Raw genomic sequence first — 16,805 nt, 5'->3', positions numbered from 1 at the left:
CCATCTATTTTATATCTTTTTCATTATCCTTTATAGGTAATGGTGTAAGAATATGTAGAAATATGGGCAAAAATAGTGGAAAAAGTTTTTAAATTACCATCTGATATGTGTTACAATTAGGATAAACAGTTCATGAACAACAATCTAAAAAGCTTATATAATTTCAAAAAGATATAAAACTTTTCAAATCATTCAAATCATAGGAAAAAACATTAATAGCTATTTTAGAAAGTAATATAACATTATATTTATAAATCAAATATAATGTGTTTTTGTTATACAATTATGAGCATTTTGGAGGAGAGTGTGTATGAAACCATTTATTCATCTTTTTAAAACACCTAAAAATTATTATTTTTACGATGTAAATAAAAATGAAAATGTAAGAATTGAACACAGCTTATATCAATATTTAAACAATATGATGTCTGGTTCTAATAAGATTGATATTAATAATGAATTAGAGGACAAACTAAAGGATTTAAAAGAAGGGGGGTACTTATCAGATAATAGGGTAAAAGAAATAAAACATCCAACTACTGATAGTTTGGGTTTATACTTAGAACGTCAAACTGATATGCTAATATTACAATTAACACAGTCTTGTAATTTACGTTGTAGTTATTGCAACTATACTTCTAATAATGGTACAGAGAGAGTGCACAACAGTGCAAATAAAATGTCATGGGATTTAGCGAAACAAAGTATAGACTATTATATAGAGAAATCTGTAGATTCACAACAAATTACGATTAATTTTTATGGTGGTGAGCCATTATTGGAGTTCGAGTTACTAAAAAAATGTGTTGACTATGTAAATCAAGTATTTAAAGGTAAAGGTCGAAACTTTCATATGACAACAAATGCAACGTTGTTGGATGATGAAAAGGCAAGATATTTAAATGATAATAATTTTAATTTAGTTATTAGCCTTGATGGAACCAAGACAATAAATGATAGAAATAGGAAATTTGCTAATGGGAAAGGAAGTGTTTTTGAATCTGTCATAACAAATATTGAAAATATTAGTAAATATTATCAAAATTTATTTTCTAATTTATGTATTAACATGGTTTTAGACCCAAGTGCTACATTTGAGAATTACATTAAGGTTTTTGATGAATTTGAGTTTCTTAAAAGTGTTCGGGTTATGAGTAGCATTGTTGATGATAGTTCATTAGTGAATAAAAATCAAGTGTCACTTGAATTTATTGAGTCGTACGATTACTATTCATTTCTTAGTTATTTACATATGCTGGGAAGAGTAAATTTGAAAGATAAATTCTATTTACTAAGCAATTATCTAATGCAATGTACGGAGGTTTTAGAAGGTCTTACTAATAGTGTAAGATTAGGTAAAGTATATGCTCCAAGTGGCCCTTGTCTGCCTGGAAAACAAAGGCTGATGGTAAATGCAGAGGGAAAGATGCTTCCGTGCGAACGTGTTAGTGAAATAATAGAAAAAAACCATCTTGGAAATATTCAGAACGGAATAGATTTGGAAAGGGCACTAAGAATTTTAAATGTTGCCAAATCTAATGAAGATACATGTAAAAATTGTTTTGCATTTAGACATTGTTCATTGTGTGCTAAGGCATATGAATGTGCTTCAATAAGCAAAGATATTCTTAAGGAATCATGTAATAGGTGTAGAGATTCTTTCCATGATAAATTGGTAGATATGGAAATATTAAATGAAATTAGGTATGATAATCTATTATAGAAAAAATATTCTTAGAGAAGGTGATTATATGTTGACAAAGGATGATAAAATTTTAATTTATCCATTTTCTTATAAGGCTTTTTCAATAGTAAAACTATTAGTTGAAAATAAATTTAATATTATAGTAGCAACAGAAGATGGAACTGGTCTAATAGGAAAAGACATAGCTTTTTCAGTAAACAGAAAGAAATCTGATGTATCAGTATTAAAATACTCAGATGAACTATTAGAAGAAGTTGATCTTTTATTTATACCCGAGGGATATATTGGTGATCCAATAAATGAAGGAACAAAAGATGTTCTGCAAAAAGCAATTAAAACAAACAAAAGAATAATTTCATCACTAAAGTTAGATGAAGAAAATAAACACCTTTTAGAGTATAGCAAATATATTGACTTGTTAACTACAAAAAATTTAAAGATAGATTCATATCTAACAAGGATAAAAGAAAATAGATTATCTTTCTTTATACCAAATATTCCAGTGATATATGTAGGTGGGGTTTTCGATATTGTCGATAATAATTACATTACTATTTCTTTAAAGCAAAAATTTAAAGAAAATGGATATAGAGCATGTTGTATCATGGCAGATAATTCTGGAAAATTATTTGATTGTCTTACGTTTCCTAAAAACTTCATAAATAATGGGTTATCCATTGAGGATAGAATAATGGAGCTTAATAATTATATTAGAGCATGTGTAGAGTTAATAAAACCACATGTAATAATAATTCAAATACCATTTGGTATGATTAGATATAATAAGTATTTTGAAAACTCATTTGGTAGTTATGCATTTATGATATCTCAGGCAATAAAAAGTGATTACTTTATATGTGCTTCAACTCCAGAATTAATAGATAGTAGATATTTTAAGGAATTGTCGTCTATTTTTGACAGACAATTTAACAGCGCAATAGATGCTTTACATATATCAAATTGTGAACTAGATATACCAATGATTAATAGGGCAAGTAAGGTAGAGGTTATTTTTAGTAATGAATCAAAGATAAATGATATAATTGGTAATCTGAATAAAGATTTAAACTTTAAAGTATTTAATGTTTTTATGGAAAAAGATTTAGAAAATTTATTTCAGGATATAATAGAACAATTGGGATAGGGGGATTTTATGGAGACTATATTAAATGATGTTTGTAAGATAGTGTCAAATTTATTTAATATATCGTTAGATGATGTAAAAAACAATGAAGAAAGATGTTTATTTAGCCAACCTTTTTATTTTAGACCTACGGAACTATTGTTTATATTTTTCTATCTAGAAGAAAAATATAATATTCACTTTGATGAAAAGGATGTGTTTGATTTTTCATTTATCAGTATAAGAAGTATTGCAAACAACGTAAGTAATCACATCAATAACTAAGTTATTAACTTGCACATAGATGTTGTTTTAAGTAGCTATTACTTTGTTATTTTAGAAAGGGGAAAATAATATGAAATCACTTAATAAGAGAAAACAAAGCCTAAGTAGTGCGAGAGAAATTGCAAATGCATGTGCATGTAGTAGGCATCCTTGTCATTGTTATCCTACCTTCGATGCTCATATTGATAGTAGTGAGAGTTTATATGCAGCTTCAAGAAATATGTCAGTAAGGGGAGTAGAGCCTACGTCTATTAATAAGATATAAATTTAATGTGATTCGCTGATGTAGTATAAATAAATACGTTATCGTCTATGTGCTAGTTAATTAATAAATTTTTTTATCTGATTAAAGCCTATTTCTAGGAGGTAGAGAATGGGAAAATACATATGGTTTGAATTTAAGAGACAAATTGGTCAAGCTAGAACATGGTTTTTAATTTTATTAATTTTTATTTTATCTTTTCAGAAAATATTAGACTATAAAACCAAGTCATTAACAGAGACTTCTGCAATCAACTTTGATTCGCTTGGGAGATATATGGAAAACGCTGGTAGTAGATTGTTAGATGAATATAAAGATGGACCAAAAGAATCTCAGAATGCTTCTAATGTTCTTATTGATATAGGAACACAGATGAGAATTGCTGCAAAAGAGGAAGATTATACGGAGTGGGAGCGATTAGCATCATTTGGATATTTAATAAGAGGTAAAGCTGCAGTACAAAGGTTTGGTGGTTTAAGAGAGGAAAGCTTTCGTATAAAATCCATGAAATTTTGGGATGAAGTAAATGGTGGAATAGAGTATGAAGATATAGATTTTAAATTTGGAGTACTAGGTTCTACAAGAGAAAAAGTAGATACTTATTTAATTACAGCTAAATATTATAATATTTTATACAAAAACAATCTTCAGCCAGTTGAAAAGTATCATATGGATAGCATGATGTTTTTATATCATTATTTTAACCATATAATACCAATCGTAATAGGTTTTATTATACTTGCAATTATTTTTAATAGCATTAATGATGAGTGGAATACTGGGAGTCTAAAGCTTATTCTCACACAACCTTTTTCTAGAAATAAGTATTTGGGTTCTAAAACTATTGTAGGTATATTGATTTCTTTGTTTATAATCATTATTCCAGCATCAATTATTTCTATAGGATATGGAGTTATAGATGGGTTTGAAAACTATAATTATCCAGTATTGTTTATGAAAGATACTATGATAACTTTTAAATCATTACCTGACTACTTAGAGAAAGATATAGAAACTAGAGGATATAATGACTCCTTGGGAATTAGTTTATATGCCAGTGCAGAAGGTGGAGATAGAGATATAAATAAAAAGTTAGACTTTATTTCCCTATATAAATTACTATTGTTGGCCTTAGTGCTATTAGTATCTTCTGTAATATTTTATGTTACTTTAAACTTATTTATATCATCCATAGCAAAAAATCCAGTAATAGGTTTTGTTTTTTCTGGATTAATAACCTTAGTTGGAACTATTTTAAGCAAAAAATGGACAATAAAAGGTGGATACAATTTAAGTCCATTTTATATGAATAATCCTGTGAGGATATTAAATGGAACATATAGAGTGACAGCTTTAGCTGCATTGTCAGTATTATTAATTACAGCCTTATTCATATTTTTATGTAATGTTATATACTATCGAGGAAAAGATTTATAGTTTAGATTAATTATAGTAGGTGATTTTATAATGAATAATAAATATGTAGTAGTTGTTGAAAACTTAAACAAAACCTATGGAAAAAGACATATATTAAAAGATGTATCCTTTAAAATTTCTCATAATGAAATTGTAGGTTTTATTGGACCAAATGGAGCAGGCAAATCAACAACAATGAAATGTTTGTGTAATTTAGTAATTCCTGATAGTGGGAAAATTCAAATCTGTGATGTAGACTTATTCAAAGAAAAGGAAAAGGCTTTAAGTTATCAAGCTTCTTTAATTGAAACTCCAGGACTTTACTTAGATATGACTGGGAGAAAAAATATTCACCTCATATCAAAAATGAGAGATATCACAAAAGAAAGAGTTAAAGAAATTGAAGACTTTATTGGATTAAGGGATAAATTAGATATTAAGGTATCTCAATATTCTATGGGAATGAAACAAAGGTTAGGGTTAGGAATTGCACTTCTTAGTAAACCTAAGTTTTTGATTTTAGATGAACCTACCAACGGATTGGATCCTAATGGAATTATTGATTTGAGAAATACACTACAACAGTTAATTAAAGATGAAGATATTTCAATTTTATTTTCTTCCCATCAATTAGGAGAGGTAGAAAAATTAGCTGATAGAATAATATGTATAAATAATGGAAAAATCATAGAAACTCCAGAAGTTATTTCCGAACGATTTAGTTACATCTTACAACTCTCAGACTTAGAAAAAGCAAGACCAATTATAGAATCTATAATTGATAAAGAAAAAATACAATATATTTCACTAGATAATGTAAAGGTTTCCTTGGAAAATCAAAAATTATTATCAGAATTGTTGTCTGAATTATTAGAAAAAGGAATATTAATATTAGATATTAATAAAGCAGAAATAGATATTGAATCAGTCTATCAACAGGTTTATGGTGATAAAAATGATTAAATTAATAAAAAGTGAATGGAGTAAATTTGTAGAAAGTAGGAAAAATAGAATTGTTTTGTTATTATTAATTGGTTATTTAATAGGTCTAGTATTTTATTATGTAAAACTAGATAGAGAGTTTTTTAGTATAATGGAACAAAATATGAGAATTCAAAGCTTTGAAGCTAATCAGAAATCAAATATAATTTCTATACTTGAAGAACATGTAGAAGATTATGAAAAGAACCCAAACGAAGTAGCATTTTTAGCCATAGAAGGTCGTACATCTACATTGTTAGAAGATTACTATAAAGCTCCGAAAGTTAATGATTGGCGACACAACCTTGAACTTGAAAATAGCAAATTTAAAAATTTAATTTTCGGAGAAAAAAATGAATTTATACAAGAAACCATTTTAAAAGCTAGGAATCAACATCCAACTAAGTTAAAACAGCAGATAATGATGAATGAATTTTTACTAGAAAATAGTATGGAGCCTTATTTATCACCATATAAATTGAATGGGGTACAGTTTTTAACCTTTTTATTAAAAAGACATAATCCAATGATATTAATTATATTTTCTATTATATTATCAATAGATGTTTTTATGGGAGAGATTGAAGAAGGAAGTTATAAATTATATTTTACCCAACCTTATTCTAGAAAGAAAATATATTGGTCAAAGTTATTGAGTATTCTACTTTTTTTAATAGTAATAATGGTATCATTGATATTAATCTTTTTTATAATAATAAGTATGATTTATGGAATAGGAAAGGGAGACTTTCCACAAGTAATAGGTTCTACAAAGATCCTAATTTCTTTAACTAGTAACGTAGATAATCTTGGAAATTTTCAAGTCATATCTACAAGTGGATATTTAATATTAGGATATGTTTTGTTACTTTTCAGTGTGATAATGTCCATACTATTAACTGTAGCTTTTTCAATTTTGATTAATTCTATTTCAAGGACTTTAGGATTAATCACAGGTCTAATTATGCTAAATTATGTATTTGAATCTTTTTTAGATAATAAATCTATGTTACGATTTTGGTTACCATTATCATATCTAAATATAGAGCAAGTAATAAAGGGTGAAGTTAACGCATCTTATTTATTGGGAATAACAATTACTGTCTTTTTATCCATAATACTAACTGCCATTAGCTATGGTAAATTTATAACGGATGACTTATAAGGAGCAAAAAACTAATGGATAGGAAAATATCAATACTGTCAATAGGAGGACAAGGGCAATGAAAAAGAAAAGAATTATATTGGCTGTGATTTTATTAATATTATTTCTACTATTGTGTTCCTGTTCAAAAAGAAAATCCATAGATTTAGATCAGTTAAAGCTTCCAGAAAAAGGCGAAGAAGTGATTGTGATGAAAACAGATTTAGGTATTATTAGGATCAGACTATTTCCTAATGTAGCACCAAAGGCTGTGGAAAACTTCAAAGGCTTAACAAAGAAAGGATATTTTGATGGTCAAAGTTTTTATAGAGTCAGAAAAGATTATTTTATCCAATCAGGAGATCCTACTGGAGAAGGTAAGTATGGGGAAAGCATTTGGGGAGATGAATTTGAAGATGAATTTAGCTTAAATTATCGACATTTCTATGGAGCCTTATCCATGGCAAACAGTGGACCTAATACAAATACTAGTAACTTCTTTATTGTTCAGGGAAACGATGTTGATAATGATATAATAGAGCTTATGAAAGAAATAGGAGAAGAAGGTGGATATACTGATGAAGTGATTAAGGCCTATGAGACATTGGGTGGTGTTTATGATTTAGATAATAAACATACTGTTTTTGGTCAAGTATTTGAGGGAATGGATGTAGTTGATGCCATAGCTAATACAGAAATAGATACAGTAGTAGGCCAACCTATTAAATCAATAGTCATAGAAAAGGTGGAACTTGTATCTTATTAAGGGAATAATCTCATGAGGAGAAAATAATATGAAAGAGAATACATATAAAAAAACTAAAAAATCCATAAAACCAATAATACAATATATTTACGAAATCTCTCCAATTTGTCATTTTTTAAAGTTGTAAAGATGGTGGCAATAGGAAAGGATTTAGTAGGAGGTATAGTAGCTTATATAGAAAGTTTAAGTGCTATACAGTCAAATGTAGCTAGTTTTTTAAATAGTGTATCACAAATTTATAATGATATTTTATAAGTAGAACAATTTTATAAATTATTAGATTTGGAAATAAAGGCTAATGAGAATAGGATAATAAAAATAAAAGAAATAGAATTCAAAGAGGTATTTTCTTTAGTAGGTGATGGTATTGAGGAAGAACTGATAAAAAGTTGTGAAGAATATATGGAACTGTTGGAACTAAAAAACAATATAACTAATCTGTATTTTTTTGATGAAAATTATTTGGAAAAAGTGAAATCTAACATATTACTATAGTCATAGAAAAACATGACCATGATAATGACATTAGATAGATTTTTTATTTTCAAATTTCCTATACACTTAAAATAAGAATATATAGGAGGTTTTTTATTATGAGAGGATTATACAACACCATCTATTTTATATCTTTTCCATTATCCTTTATAGGATTTATATTTCCAATATATGCCTCATCTATAGGGGCAAATGTTATCCAAATAGGGTATCTTTATTCTATTTTTTCAATAATAAGCATTATCATAAGACCAATAGTAGGAAACCTAATAGATAAAAGGGGAAGAAAGACAGGAATATTAATAGGTACTATTCTGTATACAGTAGTTAATGTGTTTTTTATAATGGCTAGAGATTTTAAGTATTTATTAATAGGAAGAATAATTCAGTCCTTAGGAGCCTCCTTTTTATGGATAAGTGTAGACACATTTATTTCCGATATTAGTGATAAAACCAATAGAGGACAAAATTTTGGATTATTAGATCAGTGGATGGCTAAAGGTGAATGGATAGGCAGCATTATTGGATTTACTATTCTATACAACAATTTTACTGATAATCCATTTAGATTAATATTTATTATTTTTATGGTTACTAGCTTAGCATCTGTTTATTATACGATTAAAAATCTTCCAGAGACTGTTAATATTAAAAAGGGGTATGAAGAGGGTAATATTAAAAATAAGAAAGAGTTGAAATATTTCCTGGGAATAATAGGAGTTATTTCATTGATAATCAGTTTAACAGCACCAATATATTTATTATATTTACAGGAACATATTACATATGACCTTAGTCTAATAACTTTCTTATTTATTCCAGCATCTATTTTAGCTCTTTTTTTACCAAAGAGATTTGGAAGTTTCTCAGATAAATATGGGAGAGAAAAGATAGTTATAGTTGGAATGTTTATAAATGCCATACTTCAAATATTGATACCTTTTAATAAAGGGTATTATAGTTTTATGATTTTATATACTTTGATTTCTACTATAGTAATGTTCTATAGTCCTGCATTTTCTTCATTGATAATTGATTTTGTGGGAGAAGATAAAAGAGGAAGATCCTATGGATTATATAGTTTTGCCAGTGGTATAGGTGGAGCAATAGGGTATACAGCTGGTTCTTATATATACGAAAATATAGGAAATGATATAGTGTTTTATACTAAAGGAGTACTTTTACTTGTAATGACTTTATTTATCTGCTATCTTTATATTAAGAATATAAGAGTGAAAACAGAAATAGAGATAACTAGAACAATGAGGTAATATAGATGAATAAAATTTACAAGTACAATCGTTATTTGTATAAGGCAGTACAGATTCTTATAGGGATGGATGTTATTTATCGTTGTAGAGACAATAATATTAAGGCATTAATTTGCTTTGTATTATTTTTAGTAATAGTAATAAATGATTATCTAAGAACAAAATATTTTTATAAAACTATAAAAGAATATTATTCATCTATATCTTTAGCAATGATAATAAACTTAATATTATCATTGCATGTAGAGGGATATATCGATATATATTTTTATCTGATTTTGTATGAATTAATTTTATATGGAGAAGGAAAAATTTCAAGATTATTCATATCATTAGAAGTAATATCTCTTCTAGGTCTAATTTCATTTAGAATAATATCGGATTATGATAATATAGATTATGATAATATATTAGGTATTATTATGGTATCAACTGGAATATGTTTCTATTTAGTAAGTTTATTTGGATATAAAGCTTTAAGAAAAGAAAAAAAAGAAGTAGATAGGCTAAATAAAGAATTGGCATTATCCTATGAAAAGCTAAAGGAGCAATCAGAGAAAATAGAAGAATTAACTATAAGTAAAGAAAGAAGCAGGGTGGCAGAAGAAATTCACGATAATTTAGGACATAATCTTATAGCTTTAAATATGAATCTAGATGTGACAGAGAAGATTATAGATAGAGACATAGATAAAGCTAAAGAGCTAATTAATAAATCCCATATATTGACCAAGAGAAGTATGGATGATTTGAGAAAAGCGGTTTATGCCTTGAAAGAGAAAGTCACTAAAACATTTATAGATTCCTTAAAAGAAATAGTTGCTAATATAGAGGATACAGGAAAGGTTAAAATAATATTAGATGTGGAGGAAAGTATAGAGGAGATTTTACCTGAATATAAAGATATAATATATACTTCCATAAAGGAAATCATAACTAATAGTGTAAAACATGGTAAATGTAGTGAAATAAATATAAGTGTCAAGGCTTATATCGAAGAAATAAAGATTATAGTATCTGATAATGGAGTAGGATGTAATGAGTTCATTAAAGGAAACGGATTGTTGGGAATTGAAAAAAGAATTTTGGATTACAGAGGTAAAATTAATTATGATAATAGTATAAGCAAGGGATTTAAAATTGAATTAGTGTTGCCAAATATATAATCAATTAGGTGGTGAATAATGTGTCCAATATAAAAACTAATGCAATGAGAATTTTAGACCAGATGAAAATAGATTATAATACTATTACTTATGATAAAAGTGATGATAGAATAGATGGAATTTCGGTTTCAGAAAAAATTGGGAGAGAACCAAAATTTGTTTACAAAACATTAGTAACTCAAGGTCATAGTAAAAATATTTATGTTTTTCTTTTACCTGTACATAAGGAACTAGATTTTAAAAAAGCTGCAAAATTAGCAGGAGAAAAAAATATAGATATGATACCGGTAAAAGATGTATTTAAATTTACAGGATATATAAGAGGCGGATGTTCTCCCATAGGAATGAAGAAAAGCTATAAGACTTTCATTGATGAAAGTGCTTTAGAAATAGACAATATTATTGTAAGTGCAGGAAAGATCGGTGTTCAAGTGGAGTTACAAGTAGTAAAATTGGTTCAATTGGTACAAGGAGAGATTGGAAATTTTATTGTTGATCATTAGGGGGAAATAAAGTGTCAAAAGTAAAAGATGAAATAAAGATTCTATCACCTGAAATTCCAGAGAAATTGGAGCAGTTGGATATAGGAAATAAAACCATAGAAGATGAAGATTTTTTTAGTATGGGTATTATTAGTGATTGTTATATAGAAGAACAAAGGGCAGATAAGGTAATATTTGAAAAGGTAATATTTAAAAATGTAATATTTGAAGATGTATTTTTAAATGCTCTTGAGCTAACAGATGTAAAGTTTATTAATTGTGATTTATCCAATATAGATTTAAGCGGAGGAATTATACATAGAGTAGAATTTGTGGATTGTAAAATGATTGGAGTAAAATTAACTAATGGAACATTGAGAAATGTACTATTTACTAATTGTAATCTTAATTATTCTATTTTTAGATTTTCTGATTTAAAACAAGTAAAATTTATAGAATCTCTATTAAATAATGTAGATTTTCAAAATTCTAAGTTTTCGAAGATAGGTTTTACAGATATTGATATGAAAAGAATACAAATGGTTGGAGTAGCATTAAAAGGCATAGATTTAAGAACCTGCAATATAGAGGGAATAGGAATAAGGATAGAGGATTTAAATGGAGTAATAGTCTCAAATATGCAGGTAATTCAATTAGCAGGATTATTGGGAGTTGTAATTAAGGAATAAAGTAGATAAAAACAAACTAAATCACAAATCCACCATTGGGACTAATTATTTGTCCAGTTATAAAATCAGCATGATGAGATGCCAAGAAAAGTACACAATTAGCAATGTCATAAGGAGTTCCTAATCTCATTAAAGGAGTATTTTCTTTAAGGACATTTAATTCATCTTCACTATAAGAAGAAAGCATATCAGTTTGAATAACACCAGGTGCAACAGAATTTACTTGAATATTTGAAGGACCTAGTTCTTTTGCTAAGGCTTTTGTTAATCCTATTATACCTGCTTTAGTAGCAGAATAGTGAACTTCGCAAGAAGCACCTATGATACCCCATATAGAAGAAATATTGATGATTTTTCCTTTTTTATTGGGAATCATATACTTTAAAACTTCTTGTGTACAGTAAAAAACACTTTTAAGATTGACATCTATCATATTATCTAAATCCTCATCAGTAATATCTGTAAATAATTTTGATTGACTTATTCCTGAATTGTTAATAAGTACATCAACATTATGAAACTCTTTAATGCAAAAATCTATCATTGAATTTACTTCATCTCTTTTGGAAACATCTGCTTTAAATAATCTTACAGATAGACCTTTGTTTTTAAGCTTATTATATAAATTAAAGACATTTTCTTCGGATTTATTAAAGTTAATTAAAACATTATAACCTTCATTGGCAAATAATTCTGCTATAGATTGTCCGATGCCTTTAGAAGCACCAGTTACAATTGCAGTTTTTGAAAAAATCATGAATAACCCACTCCTTATGTATAACAGTTTATATTAATTTTATAATCTATTTTTATATAATAATAATTATACTCTATATTTTAAGTTAAGGAAATATATAGAAGAACCAAAAACAATATATTAAAGTGAGATTGTTATATGATTATTGAAAACAAAATAATAAAATTTAGAGGTCTAGAATGGGTACTTCCTTGTCTTATTATTAAAGAGGAAGGACTGTATACACAGGAAGTAGGTAAAACATAATAACAACAAAAGGGGAAATAAATAATGAAAATAGATAGGCTGCTTTCTATTATAGTTATATTACTTAATAAAAATAATATAACTGCTAAAGAATTGGCTAATAGATTTGAAGTTTCATTAAGGACTATATATAGAGATATAGAAACTATTAACTTAGCAGGTATCCCTATAGTATCTAACCAAGGCAGAGATGGAGGATTTAGAATTTTAGACAACTATAAAATGAGCCATCAGCTACTGACACTGGATGATATGGCTTCAATTGTAATTGCGCTAAAAAATATAGAGAATTTTTCACATAATAAAGACATTGACTTAACAATTGACAAAATAAGTAATATTGTACCAAAAGATAAAAGAGAGGAATTCGATTATTATTTTAATGAGTTGATAATATGTGACTTGCCTTGGGGATATAGAATTGATTCTGAAGATAAAAAGAAATATAATATTATATATGAAGGAATAAGCAAAGAAAAATTATTACATATAGGCTATAGAAATCGTGATGGAAATATAACAGAAAGAAGAATAGAACCTATGAGTCTTGTATTGAAAGGACTTAATTGGTATGTTTTTTCATATTGTCTTTTGAGAAATGGATATAGGTTTTTTAAGCTTTCTAGGATACATAGGATTCATTTATTAGAGGAAGGCTTTAATAGAAGAGAAATGAGTTATGAGGAATTTAAGTATAAAAGTATTCCTAAAAATAATATGGTAGATTTAGTTCTAAAGTTTTCTTCTAAGGTACGGCAAAGAGTAGAAGAATTTTTTTATGAAGAAGATATTACCATAGATAAAGATGGATCTATAATAGTTAGAACTTCATTTCCAGAGGATGAATGGGTTTATTCCATGATATTAAGCTATGGTGAATATATAGAAGTCATTGAGCCGTTTTATATTAAAGATATAATTAAGAAAAAATCACGAAAAATTTATGAAAAATATTAAATATGACATACTGTTGACAAAACATAATGGTATCATAAGATAAATAATAGAAATAAGGGGGAAATCTTATGAAACAAGAATATTGTCAAAGCTGTGGGATGCCAATGGAAGATACTAGTCTTTATGGTACAGAGAAAGATGGAAGTAAAAGTCTGGATTACTGCACTTATTGTTATGAAGATGGAAGTTTTAGAAAGCCAGAGGAAACAATGGAAGAAATGATAGAAACTTGTGTACCTTTTATGAAAGAAAATGGAATGGCCGAGGAAGATGCTAGAGCAATACTAAACAATTCACTTCCACATTTAAAACGATGGAATAAATAATTATTATAGCTTAAAAACTCTTATATAACAAATATGTTACATAGGAGTTTTTTTATTGACTTTACCTGCTTACTTTGATAAAATCAACCTTACGCTTTAAAAATGGAGAGGGGGTTTAGTCATGGTTATTGTAGCAAATCAGTTGTCTAAGGAGTATAAAATAGGACAGAGAAAGTCAGGCATAGTAGGTGGATTACAAAATATTATACACAAGGAATATAAAATAGTAAAAGCTTTGGAAAATATATCCTTTGAAATAGGTGAAGGGGAACTAGTAGGATATATTGGACCTAATGGGGCTGGAAAATCTACTACTATAAAAATATTATCTGGAATATTAACACCAGATTCAGGGGAGTGCAAAGTATTAGGGAAAGTTCCATACAAGGAAAGAATAAATTATGTAAAAGATATAGGAGTAGTATTTGGACAAAGAACTCAGCTTTGGTGGGATTTACCTGTAATCGATTCTTTTGAGCTTTTAAAGGATATTTATAAGATTCCAAAGGGGGATTACATAAAAGTAAAAAAGGAACTTATAGAATGGCTAAACTTAGAATCCTTTATAAACACTCCAGTAAGACAATTGAGTTTAGGCCAAAAAATGAGATGTGAACTTGCTGCATCATTACTTCATTCTCCTCAAGTACTTTTTCTTGATGAACCTACCATAGGCTTAGACGCCATATCTAAATTAGCAGTTAGAGAATTTATAAAAAAGCTTAATAAAGAAAAAGGAGTTACGGTAATTCTCACAACTCATGATATGGATGATATAGAAACTCTATGTAATAGAGTAATGGTAATAGGAAAGGGACAAATTCTTTTAGATGGTTCCTTAGAAACCCTTAGAAATACAGTATCTAAAGATAGAAGAATGATTTTAGAAACTTATGAAGGTACAAACGGCTTTTCCATAAATGGAGCAACTCTAATTGAAGAAGAAAAAAATAGGCTTATGATAGATTTCAATCCTGATATAATAACTCCTGCAGAATTAATAAATATTTTATCAACTAAATATAAAATAAAAGATATATTAATAGAAAACACTCCTATTGAAGAAATAATTGCTAAATTATATGGAGAATTAAATATATGAAGCCATTTATATCTATTATAAAAATTAGATTTAATTTGATGTTACAATATAGAGTGGCTGCTTTTGCAGGGGGAGTCACTCAATTTTTCTTTGGAATGGTTATGATAATGGTTCTATATGGATTTTACAATTCTTCAAGTGGAGAAATTCCTATTGATTATAAAGTGGCAGTTACTTATATATGGATTGGTCAAGCTATGCTTGGTATGTTGCCTTGGAATGGAGATAGGGAAATTCAGGATTTAATTAGAACAGGAAATGTAACATACGAACTTGTAAGACCTATGAATTTGTATAACTATTGGTTTGCAAGGGCATTTGCTTTGAGAACTGCTCCAACTTTGCTTAAATCCATTCCTCTATTTATAGTAGTTTTATTACTGCCCAAAGATTATAGTATGGAATTGCCATTAAATATGTTATCTTTCATAGGATGGATAGTGACTACCTTTGGAGCACTTCTTATTTCTTGTACCATAACAAATATTATAAATATAACTACTCTTTACTCTATTTCAGGAGATGGTATTCAAAGATTACTATCATCTATTGTCACCTTATTTTCAGGAATGATAGTACCATTACCACTTTTCCCAGATAAATTGAAACAAATATTAAATTATTTACCTTTTAGCGGTTTAGTAGATATTCCCGCTAGATTTTTTACTGGTGAAATTCCCTTTTATCAACTGTTTAAATACTTCTTATTTCAATGTATTTGGGCATTGATAATCTATATATTAGGACAATGGATACTAAATAGAAAAATAAAAGATTTAATAGTACAAGGAGGCTAAAGATATGGAAAGTATTAGATTATATTTTAAATATGTTAAATTAAGTATAGAATCTCAGCTTCAATATAAGGCTTCCTTTATTATGATGGTCATAGGTCATTTTTTAATAACATTTATTGAATTTCTAGGTATATGGGCATTGTTTCAGCGATTTGGGAATATACAAGGTTTTACTTTTGAGGAAGCAGCTTTATTCTATGGAATAGTTCATATTGCATTTGCTATTACGGAAGGATGGACTAGAGGATTTGATATTTTTCCTAGATTAGTTAGGCTGGGTGATTTTGATAGAATACTACTTAGACCTAGAACAACAGTGTTGCAAATTTTAGGATATGATTTTCAGATAATGAGAATAGGCAGACTTTGTCAAGGTCTCGTTGTCCTTATATGGGCTGCAATTAGATTAAATATAAAATGGACAATAGGTAAGACATTATTATTATTTGGATCAATTATAGGGGGAAATTTCTTGTTTTCAGGGCTTATTGTACTTCAAGCTACTTTATCCTTTTGGTCTGTTCAAAGTTTGGAAATAGTAAATTCTTTTACTTATGGAGGAGTTCAGGCGGCACAGTATCCCATATCTATATATAAGCCTTGGTTTAGAAAAATACTTATATATATTATTCCACTGGCTACAGTCAATTATTTTCCTGCCATGAGTATATTGGGAAAGACAGAACTATATAATTATCCCATATGGTTGGGATGGATTTCACCTTTAGTTGGAACAATGTTCTTTTTATTATCTTTACTAGTATGGCAAATAGGAGTCAAACATTATACTTCAACAGGAAGTTAGAAGCGAATAAAGTTCTATTATAGCTTTCAA

General features: G+C 27.9%; 20 protein-coding genes. 19 read left to right on the top strand and 1 reads right to left on the bottom strand.

Annotation, left to right across the window (positions count from 1 at the left end):
• Window positions 1–310: 310 nt before the first annotated feature.
• From FYJ83_RS09060 to FYJ83_RS09005, 14 genes are all read left to right on the top strand, one after another.
• Window positions 311–1,723 carry a radical SAM protein gene (locus tag FYJ83_RS09060; protein ID WP_154440006.1) on the top strand — a complete coding sequence of 471 codons (1,413 nt, stop codon included), beginning with the start codon at window positions 311–313 and terminating at the stop codon, window positions 1,721–1,723.
• Complete coding sequence (locus FYJ83_RS09055; protein WP_154440005.1) at window positions 1,695–2,849, top strand: P-loop NTPase family protein; 1,155 nt, start codon at window positions 1,695–1,697, stop codon at window positions 2,847–2,849. Before FYJ83_RS09060 ends, FYJ83_RS09055 begins: the two co-directional genes overlap by 29 nt.
• A gap of 9 nt (window positions 2,850–2,858) precedes the next feature.
• Window positions 2,859–3,113, top strand: a complete 255-nt coding sequence (locus FYJ83_RS09050) for a hypothetical protein (protein WP_154440004.1) — start codon at window positions 2,859–2,861, stop codon at window positions 3,111–3,113.
• Window positions 3,114–3,183: 70 nt separating this feature from the next.
• Window positions 3,184–3,378 carry a hypothetical protein gene (locus FYJ83_RS09045; RefSeq protein ID WP_154440003.1) on the top strand — a complete coding sequence of 65 codons (195 nt, stop codon included), beginning with the start codon at window positions 3,184–3,186 and terminating at the stop codon, window positions 3,376–3,378.
• 108 nt (window positions 3,379–3,486) lie between these two features.
• Window positions 3,487–4,812, top strand: a complete 1,326-nt coding sequence (locus FYJ83_RS09040) for an ABC transporter permease subunit (RefSeq protein WP_154440002.1) — start codon at window positions 3,487–3,489, stop codon at window positions 4,810–4,812.
• 30 nt (window positions 4,813–4,842) lie between these two features.
• Window positions 4,843–5,754 carry an ABC transporter ATP-binding protein gene (locus FYJ83_RS09035; protein ID WP_154440001.1) on the top strand — a complete coding sequence of 304 codons (912 nt, stop codon included), beginning with the start codon at window positions 4,843–4,845 and terminating at the stop codon, window positions 5,752–5,754.
• Window positions 5,747–6,937, top strand: coding sequence for an ABC transporter permease (locus FYJ83_RS09030; RefSeq protein WP_195837968.1), 1,191 nt, complete (start codon window positions 5,747–5,749; stop codon window positions 6,935–6,937). The genes FYJ83_RS09035 and FYJ83_RS09030 overlap by 8 nt, the downstream gene beginning before the upstream one ends.
• Window positions 6,938–6,995: 58 nt before the next feature.
• A complete protein-coding gene (locus FYJ83_RS09025) occupies window positions 6,996–7,682 on the top strand; it encodes a peptidylprolyl isomerase (RefSeq protein ID WP_154439999.1) in 687 nt (228 codons plus the stop codon).
• Between the two features lie 105 nt (window positions 7,683–7,787).
• On the top strand, window positions 7,788–7,937 hold the full coding sequence (locus tag FYJ83_RS19670; RefSeq protein ID WP_195837967.1) for a hypothetical protein: 150 nt from the start codon (window positions 7,788–7,790) through the stop codon (window positions 7,935–7,937).
• A gap of 27 nt (window positions 7,938–7,964) precedes the next feature.
• Window positions 7,965–8,177: a hypothetical protein gene (locus FYJ83_RS19665; RefSeq protein ID WP_195837966.1), complete on the top strand. Its 213-nt coding sequence runs from the start codon at window positions 7,965–7,967 to the stop codon at window positions 8,175–8,177.
• 98 nt (window positions 8,178–8,275) lie between these two features.
• Complete coding sequence (locus FYJ83_RS09020) at window positions 8,276–9,448, top strand: MFS transporter (protein ID WP_154439998.1); 1,173 nt, start codon at window positions 8,276–8,278, stop codon at window positions 9,446–9,448.
• Between the two features lie 5 nt (window positions 9,449–9,453).
• Window positions 9,454–10,614: a sensor histidine kinase gene (locus FYJ83_RS09015; RefSeq protein ID WP_154439997.1), complete on the top strand. Its 1,161-nt coding sequence runs from the start codon at window positions 9,454–9,456 to the stop codon at window positions 10,612–10,614.
• 20 nt (window positions 10,615–10,634) lie between these two features.
• Window positions 10,635–11,117: a Cys-tRNA(Pro) deacylase gene (ybaK, locus tag FYJ83_RS09010; protein WP_326828328.1), complete on the top strand. Its 483-nt coding sequence runs from the start codon at window positions 10,635–10,637 to the stop codon at window positions 11,115–11,117.
• Between the two features lie 11 nt (window positions 11,118–11,128).
• On the top strand, window positions 11,129–11,785 hold the full coding sequence (locus tag FYJ83_RS09005) for a pentapeptide repeat-containing protein (protein ID WP_154439996.1): 657 nt from the start codon (window positions 11,129–11,131) through the stop codon (window positions 11,783–11,785).
• A gap of 16 nt (window positions 11,786–11,801) precedes the next feature.
• On the opposite strand, the gene ymfI is transcribed toward FYJ83_RS09005, so the two are convergent.
• A complete protein-coding gene (ymfI, locus tag FYJ83_RS09000; protein WP_154439995.1) occupies window positions 11,802–12,542 on the bottom strand; it encodes an elongation factor P 5-aminopentanone reductase in 741 nt (246 codons plus the stop codon).
• 270 nt (window positions 12,543–12,812) lie between these two features.
• Here ymfI and FYJ83_RS08995 point away from each other — a divergent pair, with 270 nt between their 5' ends.
• From FYJ83_RS08995 to FYJ83_RS08975, 5 genes are all read left to right on the top strand, one after another.
• The gene (locus FYJ83_RS08995) at window positions 12,813–13,745 is read left to right on the top strand and encodes a helix-turn-helix transcriptional regulator (RefSeq protein WP_154439994.1); all 933 of its coding nucleotides are present in this window, start codon (window positions 12,813–12,815) and stop codon (window positions 13,743–13,745) included.
• A 68-nt stretch (window positions 13,746–13,813) separates the two neighbouring features.
• Entirely contained in the window at window positions 13,814–14,071 is a 258-nt protein-coding gene (locus tag FYJ83_RS08990) for a zinc ribbon domain-containing protein (protein WP_154439993.1), read from the top strand.
• 121 nt (window positions 14,072–14,192) lie between these two features.
• Window positions 14,193–15,173: an ABC transporter ATP-binding protein gene (locus FYJ83_RS08985; RefSeq protein WP_154439992.1), complete on the top strand. Its 981-nt coding sequence runs from the start codon at window positions 14,193–14,195 to the stop codon at window positions 15,171–15,173.
• Window positions 15,170–15,970 carry an ABC transporter permease gene (locus tag FYJ83_RS08980; protein ID WP_154439991.1) on the top strand — a complete coding sequence of 267 codons (801 nt, stop codon included), beginning with the start codon at window positions 15,170–15,172 and terminating at the stop codon, window positions 15,968–15,970. Before FYJ83_RS08985 ends, FYJ83_RS08980 begins: the two co-directional genes overlap by 4 nt.
• Before the next feature lie 4 nt (window positions 15,971–15,974).
• Entirely contained in the window at window positions 15,975–16,775 is an 801-nt protein-coding gene (locus FYJ83_RS08975; RefSeq protein ID WP_154439990.1) for an ABC transporter permease, read from the top strand.
• Window positions 16,776–16,805 lie beyond the last annotated feature (30 nt).

It is taken from the genome of Tissierella pigra, from assembly GCF_009695605.1.
Taxonomy (GTDB): domain Bacteria; phylum Bacillota; class Clostridia; order Tissierellales; family Tissierellaceae; genus Tissierella; species Tissierella pigra.
The sequence above is the reverse complement of the archived record's forward strand: the minus strand, read 5'-3'. Positions and strand labels throughout refer to the sequence as shown.

Coding starts and splice junctions, on each gene's coding strand:
- FYJ83_RS09035 (WP_154440001.1), top strand. CDS start 4,843: ATGAATAATAAATATGTAGTAGTTGTTGAAAACTTAAACAAAACCTAT.
- ymfI (WP_154439995.1), bottom strand. CDS start 12,542: ATGATTTTTTCAAAAACTGCAATTGTAACTGGTGCTTCTAAAGGCATC.
- FYJ83_RS09045 (WP_154440003.1), top strand. CDS start 3,184: ATGAAATCACTTAATAAGAGAAAACAAAGCCTAAGTAGTGCGAGAGAA.
- FYJ83_RS09030 (WP_195837968.1), top strand. CDS start 5,747: ATGATTAAATTAATAAAAAGTGAATGGAGTAAATTTGTAGAAAGTAGG.
- FYJ83_RS08985 (WP_154439992.1), top strand. CDS start 14,193: ATGGTTATTGTAGCAAATCAGTTGTCTAAGGAGTATAAAATAGGACAG.
- FYJ83_RS09060 (WP_154440006.1), top strand. CDS start 311: ATGAAACCATTTATTCATCTTTTTAAAACACCTAAAAATTATTATTTT.
- FYJ83_RS08975 (WP_154439990.1), top strand. CDS start 15,975: ATGGAAAGTATTAGATTATATTTTAAATATGTTAAATTAAGTATAGAA.
- FYJ83_RS09055 (WP_154440005.1), top strand. CDS start 1,695: ATGAAATTAGGTATGATAATCTATTATAGAAAAAATATTCTTAGAGAA.
- FYJ83_RS09040 (WP_154440002.1), top strand. CDS start 3,487: ATGGGAAAATACATATGGTTTGAATTTAAGAGACAAATTGGTCAAGCT.
- FYJ83_RS08980 (WP_154439991.1), top strand. CDS start 15,170: ATGAAGCCATTTATATCTATTATAAAAATTAGATTTAATTTGATGTTA.
- FYJ83_RS09015 (WP_154439997.1), top strand. CDS start 9,454: ATGAATAAAATTTACAAGTACAATCGTTATTTGTATAAGGCAGTACAG.
- FYJ83_RS08995 (WP_154439994.1), top strand. CDS start 12,813: ATGAAAATAGATAGGCTGCTTTCTATTATAGTTATATTACTTAATAAA.
- FYJ83_RS09025 (WP_154439999.1), top strand. CDS start 6,996: ATGAAAAAGAAAAGAATTATATTGGCTGTGATTTTATTAATATTATTT.
- FYJ83_RS09050 (WP_154440004.1), top strand. CDS start 2,859: ATGGAGACTATATTAAATGATGTTTGTAAGATAGTGTCAAATTTATTT.
- FYJ83_RS09020 (WP_154439998.1), top strand. CDS start 8,276: ATGAGAGGATTATACAACACCATCTATTTTATATCTTTTCCATTATCC.
- FYJ83_RS08990 (WP_154439993.1), top strand. CDS start 13,814: ATGAAACAAGAATATTGTCAAAGCTGTGGGATGCCAATGGAAGATACT.